The sequence below is a fragment of the Dyadobacter sp. UC 10 genome (assembly GCF_008369915.1).
Lineage (GTDB): Bacteria > Bacteroidota > Bacteroidia > Cytophagales > Spirosomataceae > Dyadobacter.
In genome coordinates, this window is sequence record NZ_VSRN01000001.1 from 4,611,166 (window position 1) to 4,628,622 (window position 17,457).

11 protein-coding genes are annotated in these 17,457 nt (G+C 47.7%); 6 read left to right on the forward strand and 5 right to left on the reverse strand.

What is annotated here, in order from left to right; translation table 11 throughout:
* Positions 1-38 precede the first annotated feature (38 nt).
* Positions 39-1,031: a nucleoside hydrolase gene (locus tag FXO21_RS19140; protein WP_149641592.1), complete on the forward strand. Its 993-nt coding sequence runs from the start codon at positions 39-41 to the stop codon at positions 1,029-1,031.
* Positions 1,032-1,263: 232 nt separating this feature from the next.
* Positions 1,264-6,510 (forward strand): BspA family leucine-rich repeat surface protein, encoded by a 5,247-nt coding sequence (locus tag FXO21_RS19145; protein ID WP_149641593.1) that lies wholly within the window; start codon positions 1,264-1,266, stop codon positions 6,508-6,510.
* 9 nt (positions 6,511-6,519) lie between these two features.
* Here FXO21_RS19145 and FXO21_RS19150 read toward each other — a convergent pair whose 3' ends face one another.
* Positions 6,520-7,653, reverse strand: a complete 1,134-nt coding sequence (locus FXO21_RS19150) for a sensor histidine kinase (RefSeq protein ID WP_192579253.1) — start codon at positions 7,651-7,653, stop codon at positions 6,520-6,522.
* Positions 7,654-7,961: 308 nt separating this feature from the next.
* Here FXO21_RS19150 and FXO21_RS19155 point away from each other — a divergent pair, with 308 nt between their 5' ends.
* A complete protein-coding gene (locus FXO21_RS19155) occupies positions 7,962-9,377 on the forward strand; it encodes a TlpA family protein disulfide reductase (RefSeq protein WP_192579254.1) in 1,416 nt (471 codons plus the stop codon).
* A gap of 59 nt (positions 9,378-9,436) precedes the next feature.
* Here FXO21_RS19155 and FXO21_RS19160 read toward each other — a convergent pair whose 3' ends face one another.
* Positions 9,437-10,006 carry a dihydrofolate reductase family protein gene (locus tag FXO21_RS19160; protein ID WP_149641596.1) on the reverse strand — a complete coding sequence of 190 codons (570 nt, stop codon included), beginning with the start codon at positions 10,004-10,006 and terminating at the stop codon, positions 9,437-9,439.
* A 332-nt stretch (positions 10,007-10,338) separates the two neighbouring features.
* Between FXO21_RS19160 and FXO21_RS19165 the strand changes: the two genes are divergently transcribed.
* Positions 10,339-12,945 carry an Ig-like domain-containing protein gene (locus tag FXO21_RS19165; RefSeq protein WP_149641597.1) on the forward strand — a complete coding sequence of 869 codons (2,607 nt, stop codon included), beginning with the start codon at positions 10,339-10,341 and terminating at the stop codon, positions 12,943-12,945.
* Positions 12,946-12,950: 5 nt separating this feature from the next.
* Here the strand turns inward: FXO21_RS19165 and FXO21_RS19170 are convergent, their stop codons facing one another.
* From FXO21_RS19170 to FXO21_RS19180, 3 genes are all read right to left on the reverse strand, one after another.
* Positions 12,951-13,382 (reverse strand): GNAT family N-acetyltransferase, encoded by a 432-nt coding sequence (locus FXO21_RS19170; RefSeq protein ID WP_149641598.1) that lies wholly within the window; start codon positions 13,380-13,382, stop codon positions 12,951-12,953.
* Positions 13,383-13,416: 34 nt separating this feature from the next.
* On the reverse strand, positions 13,417-14,376 hold the full coding sequence (locus FXO21_RS19175) for an alpha/beta fold hydrolase (RefSeq protein WP_149641599.1): 960 nt from the start codon (positions 14,374-14,376) through the stop codon (positions 13,417-13,419).
* 78 nt (positions 14,377-14,454) lie between these two features.
* The gene (locus tag FXO21_RS19180; protein ID WP_149641600.1) at positions 14,455-15,450 is read right to left on the reverse strand and encodes a beta propeller repeat protein; all 996 of its coding nucleotides are present in this window, start codon (positions 15,448-15,450) and stop codon (positions 14,455-14,457) included.
* Positions 15,451-15,690: 240 nt separating this feature from the next.
* On the opposite strand from FXO21_RS19180, the gene FXO21_RS19185 reads away from it, so the two are divergent.
* Both FXO21_RS19185 and FXO21_RS19190 read left to right on the forward strand, forming a co-directional pair.
* Positions 15,691-16,281 (forward strand): RNA polymerase sigma factor, encoded by a 591-nt coding sequence (locus FXO21_RS19185; RefSeq protein WP_149641601.1) that lies wholly within the window; start codon positions 15,691-15,693, stop codon positions 16,279-16,281.
* 29 nt (positions 16,282-16,310) lie between these two features.
* A complete protein-coding gene (locus FXO21_RS19190) occupies positions 16,311-17,381 on the forward strand; it encodes a FecR family protein (protein WP_149641602.1) in 1,071 nt (356 codons plus the stop codon).
* Positions 17,382-17,457 lie beyond the last annotated feature (76 nt).

The window sequence follows — 17,457 nt, forward strand, 5'->3', positions numbered from 1 at the left end:
CTAAAAACAGTTCGAAAATTTACCTTTAACCATAATTTATGAAAAATCTCCTGCTGGTTGCCGTAAGTGCCTTTTTTATAGCATCGTGCGCAACACCCCAAGAAAATGACAAAGAGAAAGCATTGCCGGCTGTGATTCTGGACACAGACATTGGCCCTGATTATGATGATGTGGGCGCGATGGCCGTGCTGCATGCATTGGCCGATAGCGGTCAGGTGGTTCCATTGGCCGTTATTGCCAGTAACGCACAGGAGCTGGTCGTGCCGGCGATTGATATCCTTAACACCTATTTCGGACGTCCCGACCTGCCCACCGGCGTGCCCAAAGGAAAGGGCGCTCCTGATGAAAAAGCCACGCAGGGCTGGCCTGAGCTCATCGCCGGGAAATATCCGCACAAGATCAAATCATCTGCCGACGCGCCGGATGCCATTGAAACGTATAGAAAAGTACTTGCTGAGCAACCGGATTCCAGTGTAACGATCGTTACGGTCGGGTTTTTGACAAATATGTCGGCACTACTGGATTCTCCTGCCGACAGCTATTCCAAACTTTCGGGCAAGGAATTGATCAAACAAAAAGTAAAAAGACTGGTTTCCATGGCAGGCCGCTTTCCAAAAGGACGGGAATACAATGTGTATGTCGATTCTGTGGCGTCTGAAAAAGTATTTACGCAATGGCCCACCGAGATTGTTTTCAGCGGGTTTGAGATCGGGATGGAAGTAGTAACCGGATTAAAAGTAATTAACAACGCATCTCTGAATTCGCCTGTTAAGGATGTGTATGCCAAAGCAATGTCGTTTTCGAAAAGCGATAGCCTGGGAAGGCAGAGCTGGGATCAAACGGCAGTACTATTCGCCGTGAAAGGGGCGGAGCCCTATTTCGGATTGCAGCGCGGGCATTACGTTCCCGAGGGGGGAAACAATGCATGGCGCGACGATCCCAATGGTCCGCACGCTTATATGACCTTCAAAAGGCCCGCCGGGGAAGTTACCGAGGCGATTGAGAAGCTGATGATGCACGCTGGTAAATAATCGTTTTTCAAGCCCGGATTGTTCAAACATACATAAGTTTTCCACTGCTCCATCCTGCATGAAGCAGTGGAAAACTTATGAAAACCCCGGGCGTCTTGGACCGAACAGCATTTCTCAGGCGCACAGTCGATTAGCATCCTGGTATTGATCGAAATACAAGTAACCGATGGATAAGTTGCCCCCCAAAAGAGGGATACCATGGCTGCTTTAAAAGTATTCACTTTGTAGCACTATGGAAAAACTTATACCCTTGCTGCCCATGCGCCTGATCCATTTGTGCGCATTCCTGTTGTGTGTATCGCTCCAACTATCGGCACCTATTGCCTCCCAGGCTCAGGTGAGCCCCGGCGATCCAGGGAATTTTATCACCACCTGGGAATACACCTCTCCGATGGATACACCCAACGGCCAACTGGTTATTCCGACGATTCCGGGGGAAAACTACCTTTATGATGTCTACTGGGAAATCCTGGGGAGCAGCGGATCAAGCGGTAGCGTGACCGGCGTGACCGGCGATTTTACCTTGCCGGTAACAGGTTTTTTTTCCAACCAAACCATTCAGATCGAGATTTCCGGACAATTTCCGCGCATCGGCCTGGAAAGGCTGGCAGAAGTTAACCCGCCGGAATCTTTATCTGCGCCCGTTAAATTGCTCTCCGTGGAGCAATGGGGCAATATAGCCTGGACATCTATGGAACGGGCATTTTTTAAAGCCGATAATCTTCAGATAAATGCGACGGACGCTCCGGACCTGAGCGGTGTTACTTCGCTAAAGGAAATGTTCTTTGGCGCCAGGTCGCTCAATTCGCCGATCGGACATTGGGACGTTTCAGGCATAACGGATATGGCCGGATTATTCCGGGACACAAATGTATTTGACCAGGATCTCAGTGGATGGGATGTTTCCAGGGTAACCGATATGTCGTTTATGTTCTATTGGGCACTGAAATTCAATCAGGATATCGGGGACTGGCAGGTCGGTGCGGTGAAGGATATGAACAGTATGTTCGGTTTGGCCAGAAATTTCAATCAGGATATTGGTGGATGGGATGTTTCGCAGGTCGAGAATATGGAAGGTATGTTCGTTGGCGCCTGGGCATTTAACCAGAGTCTCGGTTTATGGGACGTGCGTAAGGTTTCTAGTATGCATGAAATGCTAAGCGAATCTGCGCTGTCACTTGGAAACTACGATGCTACGCTGGCGGGTTGGGCAGCGCAAAGTGGGTTGCAAAACGGCGTAACGTTAAAAGCAAGTAACCTGACTTTTTGCAATGGGGCAGAGGCCCGCCAGAAGCTGATTGATCAGTACGGTTGGACGATCCAGGGAGATACCCCGGCTTGCGGGTCAATGATGCTCTTCGTGAAAACCGAGGACGGGAATACCCTTATCGTCCTTGCCGAGGGAAGCGACTCTGTCCAACAATTAAAACACAAGATCCAGGATAAGGGCGGAGCGCAACCCGAGCAGCAGCGGCTTTCTTTTAACGGGAACGAGTTGGAGGATGGACGGATACTGGAGGAGTATTCCATACAAAATGGAAGCACACTTAATCTCATCCTGAACGCTGCACCCGGCATTACACCCGATGAGAACAATATTGTTTATGTAGACATCAACGTGAACACAGGTGCCAGCGGCTATACCGGCGCGGGGGATTCGTGGTCGAATGCCGTTCCGCAACTAGCCGATGCGCTCAAATGGGCTCGTGAGCAGCAGGACGGAGGTAATCCTGGCTGGAGCGACACGAACCCGCTACGCATTTATGTGGCCAAAGGGACCTATCTGCCTGCCTATCACAGCGGGGATGGGACCTATACATCAGACGGCGGTCAACAGAATGCGTTCGTTTTGGTACGTAACGTACGCCTTTTCGGAGGTTTTGACCCGTCGGCGGGTGTGGAGGACCTGGACGACGCGCGCATCCTGCCAGATGTCAATAGCCCGGGCCAGGGTACCGTGCTGAGCGGCGACGTGACAGGGAATGACCATGCAGATGATTTTGAAGGACATGTTGAAAATATTCGCCATGTAGTCATTGCGGCCGGTGAAATTGGGGTGGGGGAAATGGACGGTTTTACCATTACAGGCGGCTATGGTTACAGCGGAGGAGCTGACATTTTTAGCATAAACGGAGAACCCGTCAGCCAAGAAACCGGCGGCGGAATGTATATTATCAACTCCTCTCCGGTGATGGGGAATTGCCTGTTTTTACGAAATACAGCCTCTATCGGAGGAGGAATGCAAATCGTTGGTCCGGCTGCGGTGCCTTCGATTAACAAATGTATCTTTTATCACAATTCAGCGGAGGAAGGAGCAGGAGTTAGCAACTGGACGGCGGCCCCTGTTTTGACCGAATGCGTATTTTTGGAAAATTCCGCGTCTCAGGGGGGAGGAGGACTGCATAACTGGCAAGCCACTGCTTCGCTCATCAGGTGTACATTCCGGGCGAACTCGGCCGATGCCGGTGGAGGAGTATCGAATGCCGGAAGTACACTTACACTTAATCAGTGTGATTTTTCAGAGAATACATCCCGGAACGGGGGCGGGATGATGAATGGTGGGGGGACATCCTCTCTGACCGGATGTCAGTTTACAGAGAATTCTGCGACAGCCGACGGGGGAGGGATACACAGCATCCAGGCCGGACTTTCGCTGGCCGGGTGCACTTTTTTGCGGAACGCAGCCGACTCGCGTGGAGGCGCTATGCGAAACGACAGGTCCAATGTGACCATAAGACATAGCAGGATCATTGATAATACTGCGCCTCAGGGAGGTGGAATTATTAATGAATCGTGCCCGGTTGTTTCGCTTGCCAACTGTACATTTTCGGGGAACGCTGCGATGAGTGCGGGCGCGATGATCAGCGGCGTGTGCGAATCAGTTGTGCTTACTAACTGTACGGTGTCAGGCAATACGGCCAGCCAGATGGGCGGCGGGCTGGTTAGTTTCCAGGCGCCGACTTCTTTGGCCAACACGATTATCTGGGGAAACGAGACAAATGGTAATAGTACCACTGCCGAAGCATCATTCCTTAACGTGGGGGGGCAGCTGCCGGTAATCTCGCATAGTTTAGTGGCCAACTGGGAAGGTAGCGACAATTGGGATGACACCAAGGGTATAGACGGCGGCGGCAATATCGACCTCGATCCGGGATTTGCCTCCGTTACATCAGGCGATGCAAACTACCTGCACCTGACCGAAACAAGCCCGGCACGCAATGCAGGGAGCAACGATGCTTATACGACCGGCGGCGGTGATCTGGTCAACGACCTTGATCTGGCTGGAAACACCCGTTCCTTTGGCCCTTCCATTGATATGGGGGCTTTTGAAAACCAAACTTCAGACGTTATTCATTCAATTCGCTATGTGGATGCACAAAGCGGCGATGACGCCAACGACGGTATCAGCTGGACTACGGCGTTTAAAACAGTATCCCACGCATTGAGTGCTGCAAACGCAGACGTTAAAATTGAATCTGTATTGGTCGCAAAGGGTACCTATTATCCAACCGGATCAGCAACCGGCACAAACCGGGAGACTACCTTTAATATCAGCCGCGGAGGGCTCCGGTTTTACGGAGGTTACGACGCCGGTACCGGCGAAAGAAATCTGGCAGACAATACTACCATTCTGAGCGGTGCAATCGGAAATGCGGATCTTGCCGCGGATAACAGCTATCATGTGATGGTGATAGCAGGTATTTCTTCTGAGGCCGACAGTATTCTCGTTGACGGATTTACCATCAGAGACGGTTATGCCGATGTAGCCGGAAATACCACGTACAATGGAGAAACCATTGCGCATAACTATGGCGGGGGAATTTACTGCAAACGGAATGCGCTTGGATCAAAACTTCGGTTTGCCAACCTCAGCATCCAAAACAATGCTGCGTCGTTTGCTGCCGGTATGTTCAACGATGAACAGTCGTCGCCTTTGCTTGTTAACAGCATTGTCAGCGGTAACGCCGCGATCGGTAATGGCGGGGGGATACTCAACAGAAATGCCTCATCGCCGATCATTATCAATTGTACGATTGCCGGTAATAAAGCCAATGACGGGGGAGGGATTTTCAATAACTTAAATGCTTCACCAGTCGTACGGAATACTATTGTCTACGGCAACAGTACCGGGATCAACAGTTACGGAGGCAGCAGTACAACGGTCAATAACAGCCTGGTGCAAGGCCTGCCGGGCGGAACAGACGGTAATATCAACGGACATACTAATCCAGGCTTCGTGAATCCGGCCGATGACGACCTTGCGCCTGATGCAAGCGGTGACTATCGCCTGCAGGCATGCAGTCCGGCCATCAACCGGGGAGAAAATACATTGCTTCCCGACGGACTTGCCAAAGACGCGGACGGAAAGACACGTACGGTACACGCTATGGTGGATATCGGCGCTTTTGAGTACCAGGAGGCCCTTCCCGAAGGCAGCGCTACGCTGGCACTGCACAATGACGAGAGCACACAGAGTATCAATGGCGTAACTGATTTCAGGGTTAACGACCAGGCTTGCCGGCTGATCGCCAGGGTAGAACCTGCCGGCGCCAATCCGGTCAGCGGAAGCGCTACTGCCATAGTCGGGATAGACCCTGAGGTTGCTTTCGATAACGGCTCGCCTTATGTTCAAAGGCATTATCAGATCAACGTACAGTCGGGCGGATCTGCGAAAGTAACCCTGTATTTTACACAGGCAGAGTTTACAAACTTCAATAACGAATTACTGGAGGGATATCTTCCAACAGGTCCTGCCGACGAACTCAGCAAAAGTAACCTGAGGGTATTCCAATACCACGGCACCGGCGGAAGTAAACCGGCGGATTACGAGGGTTCTGCCCTCAGTGTAATTGATCCGCAGGATCAGGAGATCAGATGGAATGAGGTCAGTAAACGGTGGGAAGTAGGTTTTGAAGTGGCGGGATTCAGCGGCTTCTTTATCGGGTCGGTTGCCAGTCCGTTACCCGTAAAGCTTGTTTCGTTTTCGGGATCTGCCGACACGGAAAACGTGGTCACGCTTAACTGGAAGGTTGTTGAACAGCAGGGTATCCAGGCCTACCAGGTTGAATACAGTTCAAATGGTATGGCTTTCCAGCATGCGGGAACAGTAGCCGCGACCCAGACGCCGGAAGCCAGTTACACTTTCAAACATACGCCGTTGCAAAGTAAGGCGATGGTTTATTACCGTCTGCTTATAAAGGAAGCCGATGGAACCCAGAGCTATAGCAAAATCATTAGCGTAAAATCCCCGGTTTGGTCTGCTCCGTTTGCCTATCCTGTTCCGGCTGATCAGGGTTTTTGGGTCAAAGGGCCGGGAGTAGCAGGTACCACAGCGCGCCTGGTCAATATGCAGGGCATCGCGTTAAAAATCTGGACTTTTTCATCAGATCGCCAGTACGTGGATAGTAGTTCGCTGCAGGCAGGCGTTTATTTTGTCGTATTCGGTGATGGGACTTCCCTGAAAGTCGTTAAGAAATAGCGGGATAGCCTATCGCGGGATCCTAAGGAAGAAGGTAGTTCCCTGACCCCGATTTGTCTCAAACGAAAGGTCTGCCCCTAATTCTATTGCATACTTTTTAGAAAGAGCCAGCCCTATCGCGCCTGAACGGGCGACATTTCTGGCGGGGTGCTGCCAACTTTCGTAAATTTCGTTCTGCTGCTGTTCATCAATCCCGGGACCGTTATCGGTAACACGGAAGACGTGAAAGACATTTTGAGGTTCATAGGAGAAACAGATCGTTGCACCATCCCCTGAAAATTTGATGGCATTATTAATCAGGTTTCTGATTATGACATTAAATAAATGCTTATCGCCATTAATCCGTAGTTCTTCCGGGATTAAAATATCCATTTGCTGGTGACTGGAACGGGCTATATCACCGTAAACTTTTAATGTCTGGCTAACTGCCTCGAGAACAGGAAATGCCGCTTTGGTATTAATGTCGTTTTTGCGGATATCTATTTTAGTCATATCCAGTAAGTTGGCCAGCAGGCTTTGTGTATGCGCAACGGACTGGCGCATCTGCGTGGTTAATTCCTGGCGTTCATCAGCACTCAATTCATGTTTATCAAGAATTTTAAGGTAGTGTTGCAGGGCAGTTAACGGCGTGTGATAATCATGGGAAATTACGGAAATCAGCCGGGCCTTTTCTTCATGGAGTTCATCCAGCATAATGGCCCTTGCTTCTGCATTTTCCTTTTCGAGGGTATAATTTTTAATAATATATCCCAGGCCGGCAAGTATCAATATGATAGTGACGGCATAGGTTGAGGCAATATCAATAAAGTGCTCTTTTCTTCCGGAATAATTGACAAGAACAAATGCCGGGTCATTGTATTCGGTGATCAGTAGCATCGCAACGGTGCCTAAGTTGACCAGGGTTAATATCAAATATTCTTTTTTGGGCAAAATGGCAACAGCCAGAAAAAATACGATACAGAATGAAAGTAAGGTCGAGCCGGAAATGCCTGCGCTCACACGATAACTGGCCACAAAGAACCCGTGTATTACCAGGATATAGGTATTCATTGACAGTACTGTACGGCCCCTGAACCTGGACAGATAAAAGAGAAAAACCTGCAAAGGAATAAAAATGGCGGTGATCAGGGCGTATGTGGCCATGCCCGCTGCAATACTAAAAAGCAACACATATATCATTACAGCAATTGTGGCGATGCAAATGAAATGATACACACGGGTTTGTAAGGGAAGTTCGTCAGGGTCGCCTATTAAATATTGCCAACACACCCTTAACCTGGACATTAATTTTAAAAGACTCAAAGCAAAAAAATTAGGTGGAAATAGATCAGCGTATAAAAGTCAGCTGAGTTCTTGAAAATTAAAAGCGCGCGAAATATATTTAATTTAATTATAGATCGTCCGTTTAGTATATGACCGGGAAATTGATTACTTACCCAAGGATTCTTTTCATGATTATATGGTGTTCACTGCACACGCATGTAACCCTGTTTGGGCAAGACACCAATTGGTATAGTTTCAAAGGAACCGCTAATCTGACAATCAATTATTCGAATAGTCCGGGCGACAAAGTCTGGTCGATTTTTACAATTAAGATATTTCCTGATCAGGAAGTCAGGCTTAGCGATACAATCCCTTCCGGGTCGGGAAGCAGGCAGTATTTGCTGCCGGTAAGCTTACCGCAGAAAGTGATCCTGACAACCTCCGGCAAGGCCCTCACTTTATTATTAACGCCGGGCTCCGCCCTGATCTGCAATCTGGATTTCAGAGACATAACCAGGACGACCTTCCATGCAGCCGACAGCCTGGCGCTTATCAATGAATATCTGATGAAAAAAGACTTCTCCGCCGGCAAATCGTTTAAAATGCGGCGGGCTAATGCCGTGCATACGGCCGCTAACCTGCAGGAATTCAGCGCCAGTATGAATGCGCTTTATCTCGAAGAGTTGCAATTCTTTAAAAAGAACATCGGCAGATTGCCAAAGTGGTATCAGATGCACGAATACTGGGATAACCGCTATGCAGATGCAACCGAACGCATGAACGCCATTTTACAGCGACAGCATTCGCAAAAAGACAAAGAAAGCCTCCCTCATAAATACTATGGATTTTTAGACTCTCTAGAAATTAATAATCAGGCTGCTAAAAGTTGTGCTTCCTATTATTACTTCCTGTACGAGTTTTTTAACAAAAGAATGAACGGGAATGACCTCGCAAACGGCACAAAATCCAGCTTCATCGATTATCAGATTCAACAGGGAAGCAAGGAATTGTCCTCAGGAGCGTCTGACCTGTTCAAAGCTTTTATCATTCAACTGACATTTAACCATTACAAGAGAGAAGTTGCGACGGAATATGTTAAAAAACATGACGATATTTTTAGTAACAGCGTTTGGGAAGCAGAATTAGATGCCTATTTCAAATCAAAAATCACGCGTGCGGAGAGAGGCAAAATACCGCCCAATTTTGTACTCGCCGACCTGAAAGATTCGCTGACCTGGTTACGATCTTTGAAAGGAAATGTAATTGTACTGTCGTTCTGGTTTGCCGGCTGCAAGCCTTGTATCGAGGAGTTTCCCGGGGAAAATGCATTGACAGAAAAATTCAGGGGCAAACCCGTAAAAATTGTCAGTGTTTGCGTGAATACCTCCGAAGCCGTTTGGAGGAAATCAAGTGAACGCTTTGGTCTCAAAACGATCAATCTGTGGGCAAATCCGCAATGGGAAAAGACTATCATCGAAAAATACGACTTAGCTGTATTTCCTAAATATGTATTGATTGACAGGGATTACAAGATTGCTGACATCCATGCGGAAAGGCCAAGCCAAGGCCTGGAAGCTCAGATTAATTCCCTCTTGACGAAGTAAATTGCGAATGTCGGCTAAGAAGAGAAAATGGCCTCCTGCATGCAGGAAGCCATTTTCATTTACTTTTTCACTTCATAATGCAGTGTAACGACGCCGGATTGGAGGGTTTTACTTTCCAACAATTTCAGGGAGGTCTTTGCTATATCGTTATCGAACAGACTAATGCCATTGCCCAGTATTACAGGATGCAGGGTCAGTTTACACTCATCAATCAGTCCCAGTTTGAGGAAACTTTTGGAAAGGCCCGGGCTGCCGAATATGGCCAGGTCTTTGCCGGGCTCTTCTTTAAGTTTGCGGACAGCTTCCACAACATTGTCTTTGATCAGTGTCGTGTTATTCCAGGTCGCTTCGTCCAGTGTCGTCGAAAAAACTACTTTGGGAATATCCTGCACCCATCGCGCATGGTCGAGCGAGTGCTTGCTGACATTGGGTTTATCTAAAAGGGTAGGCCAGTAACCTTCCATCAGCTGGTAAGTAGTCTTTCCATACAGGGGAGCGCCGACGGTCTTGACCAGCTCATCGGCGTATTGCTGCAACTCCTGGTCATACGACAGAAAATCGAGGCCTCCATTCAGGTCTCCGGCAAAACCATCCAGGGAGATATGTGCGAATAAAACTACCTTTCTCATGTTAATTGCAGTTTGTTTGTTTTGTTAAAAATAAAAAATCAGGATCATTAACCCTTATTATTGTTTTATACCGGGCGGTATTTTGAAAAATGTATCGGGAATTTTTCGGGGACTAAATAAAGGACTGATGGTAACATATGGTGTGCGCTTCCTTCTTATATTTATAGCACTGTTACCCGATCATCAGCTGATCTTCTGAACGCATTCTGAACACCTATAAGCCCGAAGGCTTTATCCTTCTTTCTCGTTACGACCATCCGGAGTGCGCGTGCGTTCATCCTTTTCTTTCATTTTATATTAAAAAAATTACTGCCAAGCAAAATCAGCTGCCTATGTACAACTCTACTGTCTCCTTACTTTTATATCTAATACTCGGAACTTATCAGGCCTTCGCATCAGATTTATCTGCGAGCGGCAACAACGCTAATCCGAATGAGGGAACGTTGGCATATACCGAAATCCTGAAAAACAGGCCCGACGAACCTGAGTGCATTACTGCAAACGGTCAGCCTGTTAGTTTGCAGGACATTTGCGCCGGTTCGGAGCCGCAGCAGCTTGTGTTTGAAGTGGCTTCGGAAGAAACAGTGACTTATACATGGTATTTCACGTCCAGTGATGGCACGATCGTCGATGAGGAAGTGTATTCTGGTTCGGAAAATTCATATACACCTGCAAGCGACCAATTTGGTACTTTTTACTGTATTGCCAGTGCTGAATGTGGAAATATTCAGTCCGATGGCGCCGTAGTACAATATGTTACAGCCGGCACCATCTCCGGCGAATCTGTCATATGTGCTGCGCCTGGCAGCGAACCGTTTATTTATACAGTTGCCGGTGCTACGTCGGCAGGGGAATGGTCTTCCTCCAATCCATCCATTGCTTCAATAGATGCGCAAACCGGCGAACTGACGGTTCACGCCAAAGGGGCCGTCACCATTCAATACGCGATCAGTTCCGGCTGCTATCCTGTCAGCGACTTCCATATAACGATCAATTATCTGGATCAAATAGCAGGAAACCTCACAGCCTGCTTGGACGGAACAGAGCCTCAGACCGAACAACTTTCCACCCAGCTTTCTACCGAAGGCGGCGCGTGGTCTTCCAGCAATCCTGCTGTCGCCTCGATTGACGAAGCTTCCGGCCTCGTGACACCTTTGGCGGCAGGGACTACAACAATCAGTTATAAGCTCGCTACTTGTGCAACTTCCATCGAGGCCGAATTTACGGTCTACTCAGCGGGTACTATTTCGGGCCCTGACGAAATACAGATTGGCGGTGCGTCTGCTCCACCGGATCCGGAGGTATACCAGTTTAGCGTAACAGCTGCTACACCTGGCGGAGTCTGGACTTCGTCTGACACCGAGGTGGTAACTGTTGACGAAACGGGGCTGCTCACCATGCTGCGTGCAGGGACTTCGGTCATTACCTACACGCTGAATACAAGCTGCGGAACGATCAAAACGTCAAAAACGGTGACCATATTAACGCCCGGACAGATTACGGGTTCCAGTGTGATCTGTAATAACGGAACCGTATTTCAGTTCGAAATAGAAAACGGTACTGCGGGTGGCATCTGGTCAACCACTTCACCGGACATAGCGACCATAGACCAGAACGGTGTAGTTACACCACAGGCTGTCGGGTTGTTTTTTGTTTATTACAAAGTGGGTAACCGGACCGCGCAGAAAACGGTCGTAATTATGTCGGCTGGATTACTTCAGGGGCCGAGAGCTGTGTGTATTAACTCTCCATCCTACATGAATCAGTATTATCTAATTGAATATACTGATAACGGCACCTGGGCTTCCAGCAATCCGGCTGTCGCGACTATTGATGAATACGGCACATTTGTACCTGTTTCGGCCGGAACAACCATCATTTCCTACACGGTTACTTCTCCCGAATGCGGGACGTTGACCACCACACAAGTCCTTTCCGTGGAATCGCCTGACAACTCAGTAACCCGTTTCGAAGGATACCAGGTAATGACAGAAGGTGTAAATAACCTGATATCAGACTGTTCCATCGTCGGGACGCTTGAGAGTGCTTCAATTTACAATTCTGAATATCCCTATTTCGATGCTGCTGTCTGGCTGGAAAACGGATCGACTGTCATTCGTGTATCACCTTATGGAGATTTTAACCAGCCTGCAAGCGTCGTACTTTATTTCACGCAGCAGGATTTCGATGCGTTCAATTTTAAAAACTCAGTTCGTGTACCCAAAAACCCGACCGATATTTCCGGCAAAGCCAATCTGCGCATTTTGCATTTTAGTGGAATGGGGTCTCCAAGTGAGCTGATCGACCCGACAACTATTACCTGGAATGCCGCAGCGACGCGCTGGGAAATTGCGTTCAGCATAACGCATTTCAGCACCTTTTCCATTGCGGCGGAGGCGACTGCTCTTCCAGTTACACTCGCTTCTTTCAAGGTAGAAAAACAGGAACATACTGCCAAGTTAACCTGGATAAGTACTTCTGAGGTCAACAGTGATTACTATGAAGTTCAGCATAGCAGGAATGGTAAAAATTGGCAAAAACTCGACATAGTCTCGTCTGGCGGAGATAGCGATGCAGAAAACAGATATTCTTATTTACACGTGAACCCCGCAAACGGAGCAAATTTGTATCGGCTGAAAATGGTCGACAGAGACCTGAGCTTCGCATACAGCAAAATCCAGACCGTAACTTTTGAGCGCGTGGTTGATGTCATCATTTTCCCAAACCCAACGTCTGGCCAGATCACCATCAACACGCCCGGCTGGGAATTGGTGAAATCGGTGAAAATCTACAATCTGGTAGGATCAGTTGTCTATACCTCGGAAAAACGACCGGCCAAAATAATAGATGTGAGTAATGTAAATGCGGGTAACTATCTCATTCAATTGATATCACAAGACGGATCGGTCAGAACAGAAAGGATAGTCATTTCGAAATAGCGAAACTACGTCAGATACTTTTTGAAATAGCCCGCCTTCGTCTCATAGCCGAGCTTTTCGTAAAAGCTTTTTGCGCCATATGTTGCCAGGGAAACAAGTCGGTAATCTTTTTCCCTGGCCACTTTTTCAAACCGATCCATTAACATGGATCCGATTTTCAATGACCTGCAGGAAACATCCACGACAATCTCATCGACATAAGCAACCAGTCCGCCAGCATAAATGGCATGATGAAAATAGCCCGATGCATAACCTACAACCATTTCATTTCTGACTGCGACAAGCGAACAATACAGCTCATCAGCAAGCAGTTTTGGAAGCTCGGTCATTACATAGGATTCTGATATGATTAATGTGTCGCTCAGTTGTTTTGCGAGGTGAAAAATCCGGTCCGAATCCTCGTTGAGAGCTGGTCTGATTAAAATTTTATCATCCATATTGTTCTGACAAACTACAAATAGAAAAATAGACTTACCTGGCTTTTATCAGCCAGGTCTTTAGTGCTGATAAAAACATTTGCTGCTGGTCGATAAACAAGGTATGTGAGCAATTATCCAGGTATTCAACATGGTCTTTCCCAATCAAATGCCTGAGGTCGGCAATTTGCTTGCTGGAATAAAGACCGTCCTGTTTTCCGTACAAAGCGTAAACCGGTACCGATCTTTTGCGCAGAAATTGCAATTGCGGTGTAACGTCAATGTTATGACGAGGTTCGTGTTCCCAAAATGTGGCAACCGCCCGCTCATTTTTCACATAACCAACAATCAGCGAGTCAGTTTTATAAGTATCGTAAATCGCTTTCGCTCGATCGTTTGGCATTCTTAAAGTAAAGAAACCATTTGCCGATGCGTGGCTGAAAACCAGTGTCCGATATGCCAGTGAATTGGTGTCCATCTGCGCAATAGATGCAAGCTTACTTAACCGGAGGGAATCCTTTTGATCTTCATAAATAGTCCGGGCAGACCGTAGAATTGTGTAATAAGATTGCTGTTGTGAAATCAGGGCACTGCACAAAACAAGGGTTTTAACCATGTCGGGATTCTTTTCGGCAAATTGCGCTGCGATCAAACCTCCGAAGCTGAACGCGAGCAGAGAAGCTCTTTTCAGACCGTAATGGTCATAAATGCTTTTCAAATCCCTGAAAGCTTCATCGAAGTCCATTCTGGCGTTCTTGTCCGCGGACCTGCCTTCGCCCCGACGGTCATAAATCACAACAAAAAAACCGTTTCTTGCCAGCAATTCAGCGGTTGTCGCCTCAAAAAATACGCTGCTGCTGCCAGGACCACCGTGCAGAAATATGATGGGATGATCCTTTGTATCCCCGAACGAACGACTGTACAGGCCTTGTGAAAAGCATTGTGATGGAAAAATAAAAATGAAAAGGGCAATTAATAACGGCGTCCACAGGACAAAAGGTAAACTCAGGCGCATTGTGCTTTGAAAATTGAAATCACCTGGCAAAAAAGGTATTTATTGTTTCCGAAGCAACTCCCTGGCGACGCTGGGTTTTCAACATCCTCCGCTTTTAGGCATGGCGTAAATCACATTGCCGGAAACAGACAAGTTAAATACCTTATCTTTTATTGCGGGAAATAGTAATTTCCATGTTTTCCCCTTGTCTGATGACCTGTAAATGCCGTTGGGATGGCCGCAGAAGAAAGATTCGCCAACCTCGGTGATGGAGGCGATGTACAGGCTTGCGGGGAGGCCGGCGTCGATGGGCTGCCAGCTTTTGCCGCCGTCGTAAGATGTTCGCACCCTTCTGGTTTCTGATTCGGTATTGCAGGTTATGGCAGCAAATCCCCCTTTGATGCGCTCTATTGCGATGCCGACACCTCCCTCGCTGAGTACACAATCCCAGTTTTCACCATCATCGGTCGACCGCAATATGCCGGTCTGGCTGGTCGCCATCAGTATACCGTCTGACTCTACCATTTTTATTACCCAGCCTCCGTCATACACGCGTCTCCATTCTTTCCCATTGTCGGTGGATTTAAAAAGACCTTTGTCGCAACCGATGAAAATCTTGCCTTTAGCTTCAAAAACATTGCGAACGTCTTGCCCTAAAAAGTCCGTGAACATTGGCGACCATAAACCCGTCCCTTTTTCTCTTTGCAAAAACCGGCCACCGTAATTGAATGCGACCAGCCCCGTCTTTCCAGCGGCAATACTGCTGTTTCCGTCAGGAAAAATCTCTTTTTCCCAAAAAGGAGCAGCCGAATTTGCATGACCGCGATATAGTCCCTTTCCGGAGCGCACATATAGCTCGCTATTTTTTTCAACAAAACCCTCGGCCTGCTGATTTGCAGGCAATCCTTCGCTTATATCCTGCCAGGTAAGCCCGCCGTCATCAGACTTAAAAATAATGTTTGCAGCTAAGCTCCCTTCTGTTTTCTGTGTTTTCAAACTATCCTGCCGAGAGAATGACTTTGGAAATTTCAACGTCTGATCAAAGGCGGGCGAGAAATGGAAAATGAGCAACAGGGCAATGGCGTAGCTATTCATGACTATAATTGATTTGGTGAAACGATTACAGTAAAGATATTGCGCATCATCCCCCTCTGAGTTTTTGGATAGTAAAAGGTATGTAAAACTTTGTAAAACTACGGAAAGGCTAAACAGGAAAAGGCGGCCGGCCCCTTCCACAAAAAATTCTAATACTATTCAATGAAAAAATATTAAAAAAATATTGAATTCTTAGGTTAGGTTTTCACTATAAAACGCTCGTTATAAAAAGAGTCGCTGATGAAAAAACGCCTGGCGGGAATGGAGGAAAAATGTCTTTGGCAGGATTACAGGGCCGGGAATATCCTCGCATTGAGTAATATCATGCAATCCTCGTACAAGGATCTGTTTCACTGGGGAATGCGGTTGTATGGTGAAAAGGAATTCGTGAAGGACTGCATTCAGGAGGTGTTCCTGAACCTATGGAAACAGCATGGTACCATCGGCGAAGTGGAAAACGTGAAAGGCTATCTGCTGATGGTTCTCAAAAGCCACATGCTGCGTGAACTTTCCAATAAGCACCAGATGCTGCAGGCGAGTATCGACGATGACTATACATTCGCAGTCGAGTTTTCCGCCGACCTCCGGATGATCGAGGAGGAAAATGAGATTTACCAGTTTCGCACACTGGAAAAAGTGCTTAACACACTGCCGCAGCGACAAAAAGAACTGATCTATCTGCGGTTTTATCAGAACCTGAGCTTTGAAGAAATTGCTGCCGTCATGAACCTCGGGAGGCAGTCGGCTTATAATCTGTTTCAGAAATCATTGAACAGCCTCCGCAAGAACTGGCCGGTTTTAGCGCTGATGTCTTTGCTTTTTGGCGTGTGATTCCAATAAATAATCAATCAGGGAAGACGATGAAGAATTACGCTGCCTATTTAATGGAAGATTTCGCGGGAGACGATGATTTCCGCGATTGGGTACATGGAGACCGGCAAAAAGAAGATTTTTGGAAAGCCTTTTTGGAACAATATCCCGGAAAAGCCGAAGTGATGCGCAGAGCCGAGCAAATTATTCGCGCGGCGGACGTTCCCGAAGAAGAACTCTCGGGGTTCGAGATCAGGCGGGAAGTTGATCGTTTCCTGGAAACAGCAAATCGCGACCAGCAATCTGATAACAAAGGGATTAACTTTAAAACCCTGCTCGCTGTCGCGGCCGTGCTCGCTGTCGCGCTTTTAGCCGGGTGGCAGTTATTTTTCCGGGATACGAATGTCATATCCAAAGCGGGCCAGACACTGGAAAAGCCCCGCCTGGTACAAACCGCCAATGATACCGACAAACCTATTAGCGTCGTGCTGGAAGACGGTTCTACGGTTGTGCTGAGTCCGAAAAGCAGCATTGGTTATCCTTCCGAGTTCAAGGGCGCGGAGCGGAAAGTGTATCTGAAAGGAGAAGCTGTATTCTCTGTCAGGCATTCCTCCCGCCCTTTCATGGTGTGCACGGGTGATATGGTTACCAAGGTGCTCGGTACGCGCTTCGTGGTGCGTGCTTTCGAGAAGGATAAGAAGATCAGCGTACAGGTACAGTCCGGAAAAGTGTCGGTGTACTCTACCAAACAGGCTGCTTCTGCGAATGTGCGCGAACGCAGCGGCGTAATACTCACTGCAAATCAGGCCGCTATTTTTGAGAAAGAGCAAAATCTGGTGTCCAAGACATTGGTAGCCAACCCGGTATTGATCGCAAAGGATATTAAAGTCATCAACCAGGACTATGACGAAGTGTCGCTGCCTGTGATTTTGAAGGAACTGGAAAAGGGGTATGGGATCGCTATTCAGTTTGACCAGGAAACTTTCCAGAAGTGCCGCATCACCGCAAACCTATCGAACGAAACCCTTTTTGAAAAACTGGACCTGCTTTGCAAGACTGTCAGTGCGACCTATGAGATTGTCGACGGGCAGATTACGATATCAGGCCCCGGCTGTCAGTAATTGAGTATGACTATTCCTAAACCTTTGATAAAATGACTTGATCCTCCCACAAAAAAATCGGCAATGGAAGTGCCAC